The sequence below is a fragment of the Delftia sp. WY8 genome, from assembly GCF_018437695.1.
Lineage (GTDB): Bacteria > Pseudomonadota > Gammaproteobacteria > Burkholderiales > Burkholderiaceae_C > Comamonas > Comamonas tsuruhatensis.
The window spans coordinates 4,271,155-4,286,005 of record NZ_CP049795.1; the positions used below are offsets into that span (position 1 = coordinate 4,271,155).

Genomic DNA, 14,851 nt, shown 5'->3' on the forward strand with positions numbered 1-14,851 from the left:
AATGACCGGGGCTGCAGAGAAAACACTGGAGATAACGCATGTTCAAGAAGATCCTGATCGCCAACCGCGGTGAAATCGCCTGCCGCGTCGCGGCTTCCGCCCGCCGCATGGGCGTGCGCACCGTGGCCGTGTACTCGGACGCCGATGCCCGCGCCAAGCATGTGCAGGCCTGCGACGAGGCCGTGCACATCGGCGGCAGCGCCCCCAAGGACAGCTATCTGCGCTGGGAACGCATCCTGGAGGCCGCCAAGGCCACGGGCGCCCAGGCCATCCACCCCGGCTACGGCTTTCTCAGCGAGAACGAGGAATTCGCCCAGGCCTGCGCCGATGCCGGCCTGGTCTTCATCGGCCCGCCGCCCTCGGCCATCCGCGCCATGGGCCTGAAGGCGGCCTCCAAGCAGCTCATGGAAAAGGCCGGCGTGCCCCTGGTGCCCGGCTACCACGGGGCCGACCAGGACCCGCAGCTGCTGCAGCGCGAGGCCGACCGCATCGGCTACCCGGTGCTGATCAAGGCCAGCGCCGGCGGGGGCGGCAAGGGCATGCGCCTGGTCGAGCGCAGCGAGGACTTTGCCGCCGCCCTGGCCAGCTGCCAGCGCGAGGCCATCAACAGCTTCGGCGACGATGCCGTGCTGGTCGAGAAATACGTGCTGCGCCCGCGCCACATCGAGATCCAGGTCTTTGGCGACACCCAGGGCAACTGCGTCTACCTGTTCGAGCGCGACTGCTCGGTGCAGCGCCGCCACCAGAAGGTGCTGGAGGAGTCCCCCGCGCCCGGCATGACGCCTGCGCTGCGCCAGAAGATGGGCGAGGCCGCCGTGGCCGCCGCCCAGGCCGTGAACTACGTGGGCGCGGGCACGGTGGAATTCATCGTCGAGCAGCCCGGCGGCTACGACCAGCCCGAGGCCATGAAGTTCTACTTCATGGAAATGAACACCCGCCTGCAGGTCGAGCACCCGGTGACCGAGGCCATCACGGGCGAGGACCTGGTGGACTGGCAGCTGCGCGTGGCCAGCGGCCTGCCCCTGCCCAAGCGCCAGGACGAGCTGCGCATCACCGGCCATGCCATCGAGGCGCGCATCTGCGCCGAAAACCCCGACAACGGCTTCCTGCCCGCCACCGGCACCCTGCATGTCTACCGCAAGCCCGACTGCGCCAGCTTCCGTGTCGGCGACGTGCGCGTGGACGACGGCGTGCGCGAGGGCGATGCCATCAGCCCCTTCTACGACTCCATGATCGCCAAGCTCATCGTGCATGGCGACACGCGCGAACAGGCGCTGGCGCGGCTCGATGCCGCCCTGGCCGAGACACGCATCGTGGGCCTGGCCACCAATGTGCAGTTCCTGCGCCAGGTCATCGCCAGCGATGCCTTTGCAACCGCCAAGCTGGACACGGCGCTGATCGAGCGCGAGAAGCAGCATCTGTTCCACCAGCAGCGCCTGCCGCAGGCCCAGGCCGTGGCCGCCGCCGTGGCCCAGGTACTGCAGGCCGAGCGCGCGCAGGAAACCGCCGACCCCTTCAGCCGCCGCGACGGCTGGCGCTCGCACGGCGTGGCCGAGCGGCGCTGGGACTTCCGCCAGGGCGAGGCCGCCGTGCCCGCGCGCCTGCGCTACCTGCATGACGGCGCGCTGCAACTGGCCGTGGGCGAGGGCGAGTCCCTCGCCGAGGGCCTGCTGTCCTGGCAACAGGCCGGGGACGGCGCCTTCGACGTGCAATTCGCGGGCCAGCGCCTGCGCGCCCAGGTCCATGTGCTGGGCGAGCAATGCCATGTGTTCGCTCCCCAGGGCGCGGCCGTGCTGGGCCTGGCCGATCCGCTGGCCCATGCGGGCGATGTGCATTCGGAAGGCGGCCGCCTGACGGCGCCCATGCCGGGCAAGGTGGTCTCCTTTGCCGTCAAGGCCGGCGACAAGGTCAGCAAGGGCCAGCCGCTGGCCGTGATGGAGGCCATGAAGATGGAGCACACCATCGCCGCGCCCGGCGACGGCGTGGTGGCCGAGCTGCTGTATGCGCCCGGCGACCAGGTGACCGAAGGCTCCGAGCTGCTGCGCCTGGAAAGCTGAGCCCGCAGGCAAGACAGTTTTGCGCAAAAGTCGCGCGTGGGCGTCGCCAGGCCGTTAGGCTTGGCCACCTATGCGAGTGACTTTCTGCTGCGAAGACACCAGGCCCGACGCCTGGCTGCAAGGACTGCGCACGGCCCTGCCGGGCGCCGAGGTGGACATCTGGTCGCCGGGCGCGCCGCAGGCCGACTACGCTCTGGTCTGGGCGCCACCCCAGCGCTTCATCGACGAGCAGCCGGGCCTCAAGGCCCTGTTCAACATCGGTGCCGGCGTCGATGCGCTGCTGCCGCTGCGCCTGCCGCCCGACCTTCCCGTCTACCGCCTGGAGGACGCCGGCATGGCCGTGCAGATGGCCGAATACGTCAGCCAGGCCGTGATCCGCTTCTTCCGGGGCCTGGACGGCTACGAGGCCGACATGGCTGCCGGCCTGTGGCAGCACCGGCCCAATCCCCGGCGTGCCGACTACCCCGTGGGCGTCATGGGACTGGGCCGCATGGGCGAGCGCGTGGCGCGCGCGCTGGCGGTGTTCGATTTCCCCGTCAACGGCTGGAGCCGTACGCCGCATGCCATCGACGGCGTGCGTGGCTTCTGCGGCCCGCAGGACTTCGACGCCTTTCTGCGCGCCACCCGCATCCTCGTCAACCTGCTGCCGCTGACCCCCGAGACAGACCGCATCATCGACGCGCGCAGCCTGGCCCTGCTGCAGCCGGGCGCCTATGTCATCAACGTGGGACGCGGCGGCCATGTGGCGGACGAGGACCTCGTCGCCGCCATCGACGGGGGCCATGTGTCCGGCGCGTTGCTCGATGTGTTCCGCACCGAGCCGCTGCCCGACGGCCATGCCTTCTGGCGGCATCCGCGCATCACGCTCACGCCCCACACTTCGGCGCGCACCCTGGCGCGCGACAGCGTGGAGCAGATCGTGGGCAAGGTCGCGGCGCTGAGCCGGGGCGAGGCCGTGAGCGGCCGCGTGGACCTGCGGCGCGGCTACTGACGGGCGCGCTCAGTCCAGCGTCACGCCGGTGCTGCGCACCAGCGCACCCAGGCGCTGGGAGTCGCTCCTGATCAAGGCACCGAATTCGGCCGCCGTGCCGCCCACGGCCGGCGTGCCTATGGCCTCCCAGCGCGTGCGGAAGGCCGGGTCCTTGAAGATGGCGTTGACCGTGGCATTGAGTTTGTCGATGGCGGCGGGCGGCGTGCCCGCGCGCACGGCAATGCCATGCCAGCCCGTGATCTGGTAGCCGGGCACGCCGGCCTGGGCCATGGTGGGCACGTCGGGCAGCACCTTGCTGCGCTCTGCCGAGGTGACGGCCAGCGGGATCAGGCGCCCGCCCTGGATGTGCTGCAACGAGCTGCCCACGATGTCGAACATCACGCCCACCTGGCCGCCGATCAGGTCGTTGAGCGCCGGTCCCGCACCCCGGTAGGGCACATGGCCCAGCTTGACCTGCTCCATGGAGTTGCACAGCTCGCCCGCCAGGTGCTGGGGCGTGCCGTTGCCGGCCGAGGCAAAGCTCAGTGTCTTGCCCGTTTTGGCCAGGGCCAGCAGCTCGGCCACGGTCTTGACGCCCAGCGAGGGATGGACCTCCAGCACCAGCGGGAAGGCCGACAGCTGCACCACGGGCTCCAGGTCCTTGAGCGGGTTGAAGGGCATGCTCTTGTACAGCGAGGAATTCACGGCCATGGGGCCGCTGGCGGCCAGCAGCAGGGTGTGATCGGCAGGGCTCGGTGGTCGGCCGGCTGCTTGTAGGCGCCGTTGGGGGCCACGGTGACGATCAGCGGGTCGCTCCACTGAGACGTGGTTGACGTGGGCGACGCGGTTGACGTGGGGGCCGGCGTGCTCATGGCGTGTCCTGTGCCTGCTCCGGCACCGGCAGCTCGCTGGCCAGCAGGGCCAGGCCCTGGCGCAGCAGCGCGTCGTAGCGGGCCCGCTCGACCAGACGGCGCTCCTCGGGCCAGTCGAAGAAGCCCTTGCCGGTCTTCATGCCCAGATCGCCACGCGCCACGCGATCGCGCAGGGCCTGGGCCGGCACATCGGTGTTGGACAGCGTGGGGTACATGGTGGCGGCCGCTGCGCAATGCACCTCGATGCCCGCATGGTCGCGCTGCAGCACGGGGCCGGCCGCCAGGAAGCGGAAGCCGAAGCCGAAGCGCACGGCGGCATCCACATCCTCGGGCGAGGCAATGCCCTCGTCGATGAGGGCGAAGGCCTCGCGCGACAGCGCATGCTGCATGCGGTTGGCCAGAAAGCCGGGCTTGTCCTTCTTCACCAGCACCGGCACGCTGCCGCAGCCGCGCATGAAGGCGTGCAGCCACTGGCCCAGGGCCGGGTCGCTGCGCTCTCCCAGCACCACCTCCACCAGCGGCACCAGGTGGGCGGGCATGAAAAAGTGCAGGCCCAGCATGCGCTGCGCCGTGGGCAGGCCGCTGGCGATGGCGCTGATGGGAAAGCCCGAGCTGTTGCTGGCCAGCACGGCGTCGGCCGGCGCATGCGCCTCAAGTTCGGCGAACAGCGCCTGCTTGGCATCCAGCCGCTCGGTGATGCATTCCACCACCAGGGCCACGCCATCCCAGGCCACATCCTCCAGCGCCGCGCAGACCGAGACCTGGGACGCGCACCGGGCAAAGCCGGCCGTGGCCAGCTCGATGGCAATGTGCTGCAGCAGCAGCTCGCGCCTTGCCGCGCCGGGGTCGACCACGGTCACCAGGGCCCCGCCCCGGGCCAGAACCACGGCCACATCGGCACCCATGGTGCCTCCCCCGACGACCACCGTGCGCGCGTTGCGCGGCGAACTGCTGTGCATGCTGTCTCCTGCTGATCTCATGGATTTGAGGCGCAGTCTAGGCAGCCGTCATTGAACGGTAAAGACGCATTTTTCGATAAACTGATCGGCCATGAAGATCAATTGGTCGGCCCGCGAGGTCGATGTCTTTCTGGCGCTGGCCGATTCGCTGAGCTTTCGGCGCACGGCGCTGCAGATGCACCTGTCGCAGTCGGCCGTCTCGGGCACGCTGGCGCGGCTGGAAGAGATGCTGGGCGCGCGCCTGTTCGAGCGCACCACGCGCGCCGTGGAACTGACCCAGGCCGGCGAGGTCTTCGCCGAGCAGGCGCGCATCCTGCGCCACCAGATGGACGAGACCGTGCGCCGCGTGCAGGAGGTGGCCCAGGTGCAGGTGGGCCGGCTGGCGCTGGCGGCCCTGCCTTCGCTGGCTGCGGGCCTGCTGCCCCGCGTGCTGGCGCGCTTTGCGGCCGAGCATCCGGGCGTGCACCTGGAGCTGTTCGACAGCCTGGCCGGGCCGGCCTTCGACATGGTGCGCGCGGGCCGCGTGGACTTTGCGCTCACGGCGGCCAACCCCGCCTATGCCGACCTGGACTACCTGCCGCTGGCCTCCGACCGCTTCGTGCTGCTGCTGGGCCGCGGCCATGCGCTGGCGCGCGGGCGCGGTGACCTGGGCTGGGCCGACGTGGCCCATCTGCCCCACATCTCCATGCCGGCCGGCACCAGCGTGCGGCAGTACGCCGACGAGGCCCTGCTGACCCACGGCATACGCTTTGCGCCCCAGTACGCCGTGGAGCACCTGGCCACCATCGCGGCCATGGTGGCTGCCGATCTGGGCGTGAGCGCGCTGCCGCTGCTGGCCGCGCAGGTGGTGCAGCGGCCGGAGGTGGTGGCGCGCCCGCTGGCACGGCCGGTGCTGCGCCGCCCCATCGGCCTGGTGCGCCTGAGCGGCCGCCGCCTGTCGCCGGCTGCCGCGCGCATGGTGGAGATGCTGCGCGAGGAAATGGCGGCCCTGCCGGGCTGAACGGGGCGCTGGCAGCCGTTGTGCATGGCCCGGCAGGATATGGGGTGGTGCCCGGGCCTGCAAGCCTGGACAATAGGGGCCGTACCCGTCATCCCGGTGAGAACACCCCATGAGCATTCCTTCCCGCGTCAAACTCGTCGATGTAGGCCCCCGCGACGGCCTGCAGAATGAAAAACAGCCCGTGCCCGCCGCCGTCAAGATCGAGCTGGTGCACCGCCTGCAGGAAGCCGGCCTCAAGGAAATCGAGGTCACCAGCTACGTCAGCCCCAAATGGGTGCCGCAGATGGCCGACAACGCCGAAGTCATGGCCGGCATCGTCCGCCGCCCCGGCGTGCGCTACAGCGTGCTCACGCCCAACATGAAGGGCCTGGAGGCCGCGCTGTCGGCGCCGCGCGAACTGTGGCCCGACGAGATCGTGGTCTTCGGCGCAGCCAGCGAGGCCTTCAGCCAGAAGAACATCAACTGCTCCATTGCCGAAAGCATCGAGCGCTTCGCCCCCGTGGCCGAGGCCGCACGCGCCCAGGGCATCTACGTGCGCGGCGCCATGAGCTGCACCGTGGGCTGCCCCTATGAAGGCGAGATCGCCCCCGAGCGCGTGGCCTACCTGGCCGGCCTCATGAAGGGCATCGGCGTGCAGCATGTGGGCGTGGCCGACACCATCGGCGTGGGCACGCCCGTCAAGGTGCGCAAGGCCATCGAGGCCACGCTGCAGCACTTCGCCATCGACGATGTCTCGGGCCACTTCCACGACACCTACGGCCAGGCCGTGTCCAACACGCTGGCCGCGCTGTCGCTGGGAGTGTGGCAGTTCGACACCTCGGTGGCGGGCCTGGGCGGCTGCCCCTACGCCAAGGGCGCCACGGGCAATGTGGCCACCGAGGACGTGGTCTACATGCTGCAGGGCATGGGCATAGAGACCGGTATCGACCTGGACAAGCTGATTGACGCCGGCCAGTTCATCAGCGACCACCTGGGCCGCCCCACGCAATCGCGCGTGGCCAAGGCACTGCTCACCAAGCGCGCCAGCGCGTCTGCATGCGAGGCGGTGTGAGCATGTGCGGATCTGAACTCCACCATCTTCCCGAAGGCGTGCAGCGCGTGGCGGCCTTCCTGCAGCAGGCCGGCCATGGCGAGGGGCCGCGCATGCTGGACGGCGCGGCGCGCACGGCCCAGGAAGCGGCCGACCAGCTGGGCATCCTCGTGGGCCAGGTGGCCAAGAGCATCATCTTCCGCCGCCGCAGCGACGGCGTGGCCGTGCTGGTCGTGGCCTCGGGCGACCGCCGCGTGGACGAGAAGAAGGTCGCGGCCCTGGTCGGCCCCGTGGGCCGTGCCGACGCCGATTTCGTCAAGGCGCAGACGGGTTTTTCCATCGGCGGCGTCAGCCCCGTGGCCCATGCCAACACGCCCGTGACCCTGGTGGACCGGGAACTGCAGCGTTTCGACATGGTCTGGGCTGCCGCCGGCCATCCGCATGCGGTGTTCGCGGCCACGCCGGCCGCGCTGCAACTGCTGGCCGGCGCGCCCTGGGCCGACGTGGTGCAGGAGGTGGCGGCATGATGGGCCCCAAGGAAATGCTGGCCCACAAGGCCGGCGCAGCCTTCGCTGCGCGTGCTGACGACGAGCCCGTGCCATCGCCCTGCATCTCGGTCTGCCGCATGACGCCGGACCGCAGCCATTGCGAAGGGTGCTTTCGCACCATCGACGAGATCCGTGCCTGGTCCAAGTCCGATGCGTCCCAGCGCCTGGTCATCTGGAACGCGCTGCTCGAGCGTGCGGGCATCACGGTCGCCGTCCCCTAGACCCCCTGGACTGCACTGCAGGAGCCTGCCGCCATGAAGCAGATCACCTTCCATCTCGACTTCGTCTCGCCCTATGCCTGGCTGGCCTTCGAGCAACTGCCTCAGGCCCTGCAGGGCATCAGCCACCACATGCAGTACCGCCCCGTGCTGCTGGGCGCGCTGCTGCAGCGCCATGCCAACCCGGGGCCGGCCGGCATCGCGGGCAAGCGCGAGTGGACCTACCGCCATGTGAGCTGGCTGGGCCATGCCACGGGCGTGGGGCTGGACATGCCGGCCCGCCATCCGTTCAACCCGCTGCCGCTGCTGCGCCTGGCGCTGGAATGCAGCGACGACGGCACGGTCAACCGCTTTGTCGCGGGCACGGTGCTGCGCCATGTCTGGCTGGGCGGCGCCGACGCGCTGGACCCTGCGCGGCTCGACGCCCTGCGCGCCACGCTGGCGCCACAGCTGCGCACGGATGCGGCGGACAACGCCAAGCGCCTGCTGCGCAAGAACACCGACGCCGCGGCCGCGCAAGGCCTGTTCGGCGTGCCGGCCTGGGAAGTCGACGGCCGCCTCTTCTGGGGCCTGGACAGCCTGCCCATGCTGCGCGCCTACCTGGAAGGCGACAGCTGGTTCGACAGCGGCTGGGACGCGGCTGCAAGCGTGGAGCAAGGCCTGAAGGTTTGAATGGCGGGGCTGGAACAACGGCCCCGCCCCATGCCCAACGCCTTCAACTTCGCCGCCTCGCCCTTCGACTGCCTCACGCCCGACGAACAGGCGCTGGTGCGCGATGGCGTGGACATCGCCTACTTCCCCGAGGGCGCCGTGGTGCTGGACGCCGGCTCGGCGCCCACCCACCTCTTCGTCATCATCAAGGGCCATGTGGTGCAGACCGAGGGCGACGAGGTCCTGGCCAGCTACGGCCCCGACGACAGCTTCGACGGCCGCGCCCTGGTGGCCGGCCGCGCAGGCAGCCGCTTCACCGTGGCCGAGGAACTCATCGCCTACCAGCTTGCGCGCGAAACCGTGGGCGAGCTGATCGCGCGCAACACGGCCTTTGGCGCCCTGCTGTTCTCCGACCTGGGCCACAAGCTGGGCACATTGGCCCAGCGCGCAGACCGGCACGAATTGCAGTCGCTGACGCTGGCGCGCGTGGACCAGGCCTATCTGCGTGCCGCTCATGTGGTGGATGCGGCCACCGACATCGTCTCCGTGGTGCGCCTGTTCCATGCAGAGCGCACGACCAGCGTGCTGGTCTCGGGACTGCCGCAGGGCGGCCTGGGCATCTTCACGGGCACCACGCTGCAGCGCGCCATCCTCGACGGCCGCCCGCTGGAGCGGCTGGCCGTGGGCGAGTTCGCCAGCCAGCCCGTGTTCACCGTGCGCGCCGACGACCAGCTGGGCGATGCCCTGGTCGTGCTGCTGCGTGCGCGCGTGCACAGGCTGGCCGTGCTCGATGCACAGGGCCAGGTGCTGGGCATCCTGGAGGCGCTGGACCTGTTCAGCTTCCTGGCCAACCACTCCCACCTCATCACGGTGCAGATCGAGCAGGCCGCCGACCTGCAGGCGCTGGAGCAGGCGGCTGCCCAGATCACGCGCCTGGTGGCCGCCCTGCACCGGGGCGGCACGCGCATTGCCCTCATGGCGCGCCTGGTGCAGCAGCTCAACGCCCGTTTGTTCGAGCGTGCCTGGCAGATGCTGGCGTCGCCGGACCTGGTGGCCCACAGCTGCCTCTTCGTCATGGGCAGCGAGGGGCGCGGCGAGCAATTGCTCAAGACCGACCAGGACAACGGCCTGCTGCTGCGCGACGGCTATGTGCCGCCCCAGGACCTTGATGCCATCTGCGCGCGCTTTTCCGCGCAGTTGCAGCGCTTCGGCTACCCCGAATGCCCGGGCGGCATCATGCTCAGCAATCCGCTGTGGCGCGGCACGGTGGCCGACTTTGGCCGTCGTGTGCGCGAATGGCTGATCCTGCCCAGCCCGCAAGGGCTGATGCACCTGGCCATCTTTCTGGATGCCCACGCCGTGGCAGGCGATGCAGCCTTGCTGGCGCAGGTTCGGCGGGACCTGATGGCGCTGGCCCTGGACAGCGACGCCCAGGTGGCGCGCTTTGCCTCGGCCGTCGACGCCTTCGCGCACGAGCCGGGCAGCTGGTGGGAGCGGCTGCTGGGCCGTGGTGACGAGGGGGCGCCCGTGCACCTCAAGAAGGCCGGCATCTTTCCCATCGTCCACGGCGTGCGCAGCCTGGCGCTGGCCCACCACATCGCCGCCACGGGAACGGCCGAGCGCCTGGCGGCCCTGGTGGCCGAAGGCGTGCTCGATGAAGTCCAGGGCCGCGAACTGCTTGAAGGACTGCACTTTCTCATGGGCCTGCGCCTGCAGGCGGGCCTGGCCGAGATCGACCTGGGCCGGCCCGTCACCGGCCATGTGGACCCGGCGCGCCTGAGCAGCCTGGAGCGTGATCTGCTCAAGGACACGCTGGCCGTGGTGCGGCGCTTTCGGGAACTGCTGCGCCAGCGCCTGCGGCTGGACGCGGTATGAGCGCGGCACCCCTGTCGAAATGGGTGGCGGGCCTGCGGCGCAACTGGCAGCGGCGCAGGCTGGCGGACCCCGCCTATGACTTCCTTTTCGGTGCGCCGCCGCCCGGCGAATGGGTGGCGCTGGACTGCGAGACCACGGGCCTGGACGTGCGCAGCGACGAGATCGTCTCCATCGGCGCCGTGCGCATCGTGGGAGAGCGCATCCTGTCCAGCGAGCGCCTGGAGCTGCTGGTGCGCCCTTCGCGCAGCGTGCCCGGCGACAGCGTGCGCATCCACCGCCTGCGCGAGCGCGACCTGGCCCGGGGCCTGGCCATCGAGGACGCGCTCGCGCAGCTGCTGCGCTTCATCGGCAGCCGGCCGCTGGTCGGTTACTACCTGGAATTCGACGTGGCCATGATCGAGCGCGTGCTGCGCCCCTGGCTGGGCATAGGCCTGCCCAACGAGCGCATCGAGGTCTCGGCCCTGTACTACGACCACCGCTTCCGGCAGCTGCTGCCCTGGCAGCAGCAGGCGCCCGAGATCGACCTGCGCTTTGCCACGCTGATGGCCGACCTGGGCCTGCCCCGGCGCGAGGCCCACGACGCGCTCAACGACGCCGTGATGGCAGCGCTGGCCTTCATCAAGCTGCGCAGGCTGGCCGGCGGGACGCCGGCCCCGCTGCATCAGCGCAAGGCGGACGGCGAATAGCCGAAGCGCGCACGGAAGCGCTCCGAAAAGCGCGCACGCGACTGGTAGCCACAGGCCTGGGCGATGTGTTGCAGGCTCCAGCCGGTGGTCTGCACCAGCAGCATGGCGTGGTGCATGCGCGTGTCCACCAGCAGTTCCTCGAAGCGGACGCCCTCGCCGGCCAGGCGCCGGCGCAGCGTGGCCTCGCTCATGGCCAGCGCGCTGCCGGCGCTGTGCGCTGTCCAGTGCTGCTGGGGCGCCTGGGCAATGAGGGTGCGCAGGCGCGAGGCCGTGCCGGGCGGGCCCGCGCGGCGCAGGAGGTGGCCGCGCTCCGCGAGCGCGGCGAGCAGGTCCATCAGCCGGTAGCGCAGCCGTTCGTCGCTGAGAGTCGGCGACGGCACGCTGGCCAGCACCTGCCGCAGAGCGTCTTGCAGGTCGTCGTCCAGCGGCAGTTGCCGAAAGGCCTGCTCGTCCAGCGGCAGCGCTGCGGGCTGGGCGCGTGTGCGGTGGAACGCCTCCAGCAGCTCGGGCGACAGTGCCAGCAGCACGGAGCGAAAGGGCTGTCCGCCGCTGCCCGGTGTCTTCATCAGATCGGCGCTGGTATGCGCCTGCACCAGCAGCAGGCAAGAGGGCGTGTCCACCGTGGTCTGGTGGCTGCCGTCGTGCAGGTCCAGCCTGCCTGCCGCCACCAGCAGCAGGCAGGCTTCATGGAACAGGAAGCGCGGCGTATGCCGGGCCTGGCGCAGGCTGGGCTGCGCCAGGCTGCACAGGCCGGCCCGCACCACGGGGGCGGCAGAAGGCAGCAGCCAGTGGCTGCCGGGCACCGGGTCGCCGTTCAGGTTCAAGCGGCGCAGACCGCAGGGTTCAGGCTGTACAGGCCGGTGATGCTGGCCTTGCCCAGCACCTGGCCGGCTTGCAGCGCCGCGCGCACATTGGCGCCGGTCAGCTCGCCGGAGACGGCCAGCGTGGGCGTGGCCAGCGCATAGACGGTGAAGACGTAGTGGTGGACGATGCTGTCGTTCCACGGAGGGCAGGGGCCGTCGTAGCCGAAGTAGTCGCCCTTCATCTGCTCGTCGCCCGCGAACCAGCCCGTGTAGTCGTTGATGCCGTGGCGCAGGCCGCCGGGGGCGGCGGGGCCGCTCTTGCCGCGCGGCGTGACGCCGTCGGACTGGGCACCTGCCGCGATCTCGGTGGTGGCGGCCGGAATGTCCAGCAGCAGCCAGTGGAAGAAGTCCACGCGCGGCAGGCTGGCCGGCACTTCGCGGCCTTCCTGGTTCACATCGTCGCCGCGGCTGGGCACGTCGGGATCGTGGCAGACCACGACGAAGGACTGCGTGCCCGCCGGTGCGCCGCTCCAGGCAAGGTGCGGATTGCGGTTGGACGACAGCGCCACGTGGGATGCCGCATCGGGCACGGCGAACGCGAATTCGCCGGGGATGGCCTGGCCGTCCTGGAAGCTTTGGCTGGTGAGTTGCATGTCGGATGGATCCTGTGCGTTGAAGAGAGAAGTCATGCTGCACGAAGCGCTCGGCAGACCCCCGAGTCTAGGGGCGGGGAAAACGCAGGACATCGCCCATCCGCTCAAAAGGCTTCTCCAGCCGATCAAACTGAGTGTCTCTGGTGTGGCGAGGGATGAAAAAAGCCGGGCGCATGGCCCGGCTTGTGCGTGGTTGCCGCTTCGGCAGCTCAGTGGCCGGAGGCGCCCGAAGCTCCCAGACCCGTTTCCGAACGCACCTGCTGCGCGGGGAACACGGCGCGTTCCCTGGCGGCCTGGGCACTCTTGTCGAGCACCGAGAACAGCCACACGCCCACGAAGCCGATGGTCATGGAGAACAGCGCGGGCGATGCATAGGGGAACCAGGCCGAGCCTGCAGGGTTGCCCAGCGTGGCTTCCCAGACCGGGGGCGAGACGATGGTCAGGCCCACCGAGGACGCCAGGCCCATGAAGCCGCCGATCACGGCGCCCTTGGTCGTGCAGTCCTTCCACAGCACCGACAGCAGCAGCGGGGGGAAGTTGGCCGAGGCCGCGACCGCGAAGGCCAGCGACACCATGAAGGCAATGTTCTGCTTCTCGAACACGATGCCCAGCAGCACGGCGATGGCGCCCAGCGTCAGCGTGGTGATGCGCGAGACGCGCAGCTCGGCGGCGCTGTCGGCCTTGCCCTTCTTGATCACGGTGGCGTACAGGTCATGCGACACGGCCGAGGCGCCCGACAGCGTCAGGCCCGCGACCACGGCCAGGATGGTGGCGAAGGCCACGGCCGAGATGAAGCCGTAGAACACGTCGCCGCCCACGCTCTTGGCCACCAGCACGGCCGCCATGTTGGCCGTGCCCGCGCCGCCGTGGATCACGCCCTTGACCGTGTCGGCCATCTCGGGGTTGGTCAGCACCAGGGTGATGGCGCCGAAGCCGATGATGAAGATCAGCACGTAGAAGTAGCCGATCCAGGTCGTGGCCCAGAACACGCTCTTGCGCGCTTCCTTGGCGTCGGGCACGGTGAAGAAGCGCATCAGGATGTGGGGCAGGCCCAGCGTGCCGAACATCAGCGCCATGCCGAAGCTGATGGCCGAGATCGGGTCCTTGATGAAGCCGCCCGGGCCCATGATGGCCAGGCCCGCCTTGGCGGCGGCCGAGGGGTCGGCGCCGTTGTTGGCAGCGATCTCGGAGCGCACGCGCACGCCTTCGGCGAACAGCGCCTCGGGGCTGAAGCCGTACTTGGCCAGCACCATGAAGCCCATGAAGGTCACGCCGGCCAGCAGCATGCAGGCCTTGATGATCTGCACCCAGGTCGTGGCCGTCATGCCGCCGAACAGCACGTAGATCATCATCAGGCCGCCCACCAGCACCACGGCGATCCAGTAGTCCAGGCCGAACAGCAGCTTGATCAGCTGGCCCGCGCCCACCATCTGCGCGATCAGGTAGAAGGCCACCACCACCAGCGTGCCGCTGGCCGCGAAGGCGCGGAACGGTGTCTGGGAGAAGCGGTAGCCGGCCACGTCGGCGAAGGTGAACTTGCCCAGGTTGCGCAGGCGCTCGGCCAGCAGGAAGGTCAGGATGGGCCAGCCCACCAGGAAGCCGATGGAGTAGATGAGGCCGTCATAGCCGCTGGCCATGACCGAGGCCGAGATGCCCAGGAAGGAGGCGGCCGACATGTAGTCGCCCGCAATCGCCAGGCCGTTCTGGAAGCCCGTGATACCGCCGCCGGCCGTGTAGAAATCGGCCGCCGACTTGGTGCGGCCCGCGGCCCACTTGGTGATCCACAGCGTGGCCACGACGAAGGCCGTGAAGAGAATGATGGCGGTCCAGTTGGTGGCCTGCTTGGCGGCCACGCCGACATCGCCGCCGGCGGCCAGCACGGGCCCCGTCAGGGCCAGCGCCACGGCGGGCGCCAGCAGCATGCGTTGTGCGGAATTCTTCATTTCGTGGCGTCCTTCAGGATGTCCTGGGTGAGCTTGTCGTACTCGCCATTGGCACGGCGCACGTAGAGGCCGGTGACGATCACCGAGAACACGATCACGCCCATGGCGATAGGAATGCCCAGCGAGGTCACGCCCGCGCCAATGGGCTGGGCCAGAAAGGATTTGTCGAAGGCAATCAGCGCGATATAGCCGTAATAAACGACCAGCATCAGCAGCGTCAGAAAAAGGCCCAGGCGATTGCGTCTGGACCGCAGCTCCTGGTATTTGGGATGGCGCTGTATCTTGTCTACCACCGGATCGGTCATGGTTTGTCTCCTGAAGTTGGAATCGCGGCGGCAGCCCCATGGATCTGCAGCCTTGCGGCGCATTCTGGAAAGCGCTTCTGACCGAGTGCTTACGCAGTGCAGCATGGTTTGCCAGGGTTTTTACGGTGCTTTTCACATGGAAAAAGACGGCATCAGGGTTGCTGCTGAGTTAGTAAGAAATCGTTCAGTTCGCCGTCAATTTCTGTAAGAGGTGAGTCAGATTCGCGTCAGCAGGCAGGCGGATAGTGAATCGGCGGGCCTATGGCAAGCCCGCTAAATAT

The 14,851-nt window shown here is 69.5% G+C and carries 14 protein-coding genes and 1 pseudogene; 9 read left to right on the top strand and 6 right to left on the bottom strand.

All coding sequences use genetic code 11. The features are described 5' to 3' along the window. Positions 1-38: 38 nt before the first annotated feature. Together G4D77_RS19710 and G4D77_RS19715 are read left to right on the top strand one after the other, a co-directional pair. The gene (locus G4D77_RS19710) at positions 39-2,057 is read left to right on the top strand and encodes an acetyl/propionyl/methylcrotonyl-CoA carboxylase subunit alpha (protein WP_034363217.1); all 2,019 of its coding nucleotides are present in this window, start codon (positions 39-41) and stop codon (positions 2,055-2,057) included. 70 nt (positions 2,058-2,127) lie between these two features. Further along, positions 2,128-3,048 (top strand): 2-hydroxyacid dehydrogenase, encoded by a 921-nt coding sequence (locus G4D77_RS19715; RefSeq protein ID WP_154833346.1) that lies wholly within the window; start codon positions 2,128-2,130, stop codon positions 3,046-3,048. A gap of 9 nt (positions 3,049-3,057) precedes the next feature. On the opposite strand, the pseudogene G4D77_RS19720 reads toward G4D77_RS19715, so the two are convergent. After that, a pseudogene (locus G4D77_RS19720) lies at positions 3,058-3,899 on the bottom strand (tripartite tricarboxylate transporter substrate-binding protein). Further along, a complete protein-coding gene (locus G4D77_RS19730; RefSeq protein ID WP_154833348.1) occupies positions 3,896-4,858 on the bottom strand; it encodes a 3-hydroxyacyl-CoA dehydrogenase family protein in 963 nt (320 codons plus the stop codon). The pseudogene G4D77_RS19720 and the gene G4D77_RS19730 overlap by 4 nt, the downstream one beginning before the upstream one ends. 91 nt (positions 4,859-4,949) lie before the next feature. On the opposite strand from G4D77_RS19730, the gene G4D77_RS19735 reads away from it, so the two are divergent. From G4D77_RS19735 to G4D77_RS19765, 7 genes are all read left to right on the top strand, one after another. Next, positions 4,950-5,858, top strand: coding sequence for a LysR family transcriptional regulator (locus G4D77_RS19735; RefSeq protein WP_012207762.1), 909 nt, complete (start codon positions 4,950-4,952; stop codon positions 5,856-5,858). 109 nt (positions 5,859-5,967) lie between these two features. Next, positions 5,968-6,909: a hydroxymethylglutaryl-CoA lyase gene (locus G4D77_RS19740; protein WP_016452781.1), complete on the top strand. Its 942-nt coding sequence runs from the start codon at positions 5,968-5,970 to the stop codon at positions 6,907-6,909. 2 nt (positions 6,910-6,911) lie between these two features. Continuing rightward, complete coding sequence (locus tag G4D77_RS19745) at positions 6,912-7,415, top strand: YbaK/EbsC family protein (protein WP_154833350.1); 504 nt, start codon at positions 6,912-6,914, stop codon at positions 7,413-7,415. Next, positions 7,415-7,657: a DUF1289 domain-containing protein gene (locus tag G4D77_RS19750; protein ID WP_017404204.1), complete on the top strand. Its 243-nt coding sequence runs from the start codon at positions 7,415-7,417 to the stop codon at positions 7,655-7,657. The genes G4D77_RS19745 and G4D77_RS19750 overlap by 1 nt, the downstream gene beginning before the upstream one ends. 33 nt (positions 7,658-7,690) lie before the next feature. Further along, positions 7,691-8,326, top strand: a complete 636-nt coding sequence (locus G4D77_RS19755; protein WP_154833352.1) for a DsbA family protein — start codon at positions 7,691-7,693, stop codon at positions 8,324-8,326. Beyond that, the gene (locus G4D77_RS19760) at positions 8,327-10,180 is read left to right on the top strand and encodes a putative nucleotidyltransferase substrate binding domain-containing protein (protein ID WP_154833354.1); all 1,854 of its coding nucleotides are present in this window, start codon (positions 8,327-8,329) and stop codon (positions 10,178-10,180) included. Then, positions 10,177-10,866, top strand: a complete 690-nt coding sequence (locus G4D77_RS19765) for a 3'-5' exonuclease (RefSeq protein WP_154833356.1) — start codon at positions 10,177-10,179, stop codon at positions 10,864-10,866. Before G4D77_RS19760 ends, G4D77_RS19765 begins: the two co-directional genes overlap by 4 nt. On the opposite strand, the gene G4D77_RS19770 is transcribed toward G4D77_RS19765, so the two are convergent. The 4 genes from G4D77_RS19770 to G4D77_RS19785 all read right to left on the bottom strand — a co-directional run bounded on the left by G4D77_RS19770 (position 10,842) and on the right by G4D77_RS19785 (position 14,570). After that, entirely contained in the window at positions 10,842-11,690 is an 849-nt protein-coding gene (locus tag G4D77_RS19770) for an AraC family transcriptional regulator (protein WP_047327934.1), read from the bottom strand. The two genes, G4D77_RS19765 and G4D77_RS19770, sit on opposite strands and share 25 nt — an antisense overlap. Continuing rightward, on the bottom strand, positions 11,687-12,322 hold the full coding sequence (locus tag G4D77_RS19775; protein ID WP_016452775.1) for a YbhB/YbcL family Raf kinase inhibitor-like protein: 636 nt from the start codon (positions 12,320-12,322) through the stop codon (positions 11,687-11,689). Before G4D77_RS19775 ends, G4D77_RS19770 begins: the two co-directional genes overlap by 4 nt. Positions 12,323-12,531: 209 nt before the next feature. After that, positions 12,532-14,265 (bottom strand): cation acetate symporter, encoded by a 1,734-nt coding sequence (locus G4D77_RS19780; protein WP_016450046.1) that lies wholly within the window; start codon positions 14,263-14,265, stop codon positions 12,532-12,534. Next, positions 14,262-14,570: a DUF485 domain-containing protein gene (locus G4D77_RS19785; RefSeq protein WP_012207753.1), complete on the bottom strand. Its 309-nt coding sequence runs from the start codon at positions 14,568-14,570 to the stop codon at positions 14,262-14,264. Before G4D77_RS19785 ends, G4D77_RS19780 begins: the two co-directional genes overlap by 4 nt. Positions 14,571-14,851: the final 281 nt, after the last annotated feature.

Bases quoted from the DNA above. Each gene is read 5' to 3' on its own strand.
- G4D77_RS19710 (WP_034363217.1), top strand. From the start codon at position 39: ATGTTCAAGAAGATCCTGATCGCCAACCGCGGTGAAATCGCCTGCCGC.
- G4D77_RS19715 (WP_154833346.1), top strand. From the start codon at position 2,128: ATGCGAGTGACTTTCTGCTGCGAAGACACCAGGCCCGACGCCTGGCTG.
- G4D77_RS19730 (WP_154833348.1), bottom strand. From the start codon at position 4,858: ATGCACAGCAGTTCGCCGCGCAACGCGCGCACGGTGGTCGTCGGGGGA.
- G4D77_RS19735 (WP_012207762.1), top strand. From the start codon at position 4,950: ATGAAGATCAATTGGTCGGCCCGCGAGGTCGATGTCTTTCTGGCGCTG.
- G4D77_RS19740 (WP_016452781.1), top strand. From the start codon at position 5,968: ATGAGCATTCCTTCCCGCGTCAAACTCGTCGATGTAGGCCCCCGCGAC.
- G4D77_RS19745 (WP_154833350.1), top strand. From the start codon at position 6,912: ATGTGCGGATCTGAACTCCACCATCTTCCCGAAGGCGTGCAGCGCGTG.
- G4D77_RS19750 (WP_017404204.1), top strand. From the start codon at position 7,415: ATGGGCCCCAAGGAAATGCTGGCCCACAAGGCCGGCGCAGCCTTCGCT.
- G4D77_RS19755 (WP_154833352.1), top strand. From the start codon at position 7,691: ATGAAGCAGATCACCTTCCATCTCGACTTCGTCTCGCCCTATGCCTGG.
- G4D77_RS19760 (WP_154833354.1), top strand. From the start codon at position 8,327: ATGGCGGGGCTGGAACAACGGCCCCGCCCCATGCCCAACGCCTTCAAC.
- G4D77_RS19765 (WP_154833356.1), top strand. From the start codon at position 10,177: ATGAGCGCGGCACCCCTGTCGAAATGGGTGGCGGGCCTGCGGCGCAAC.
- G4D77_RS19775 (WP_016452775.1), bottom strand. From the start codon at position 12,322: ATGCAACTCACCAGCCAAAGCTTCCAGGACGGCCAGGCCATCCCCGGC.
- G4D77_RS19780 (WP_016450046.1), bottom strand. From the start codon at position 14,265: ATGAAGAATTCCGCACAACGCATGCTGCTGGCGCCCGCCGTGGCGCTG.
- G4D77_RS19785 (WP_012207753.1), bottom strand. From the start codon at position 14,570: ATGACCGATCCGGTGGTAGACAAGATACAGCGCCATCCCAAATACCAG.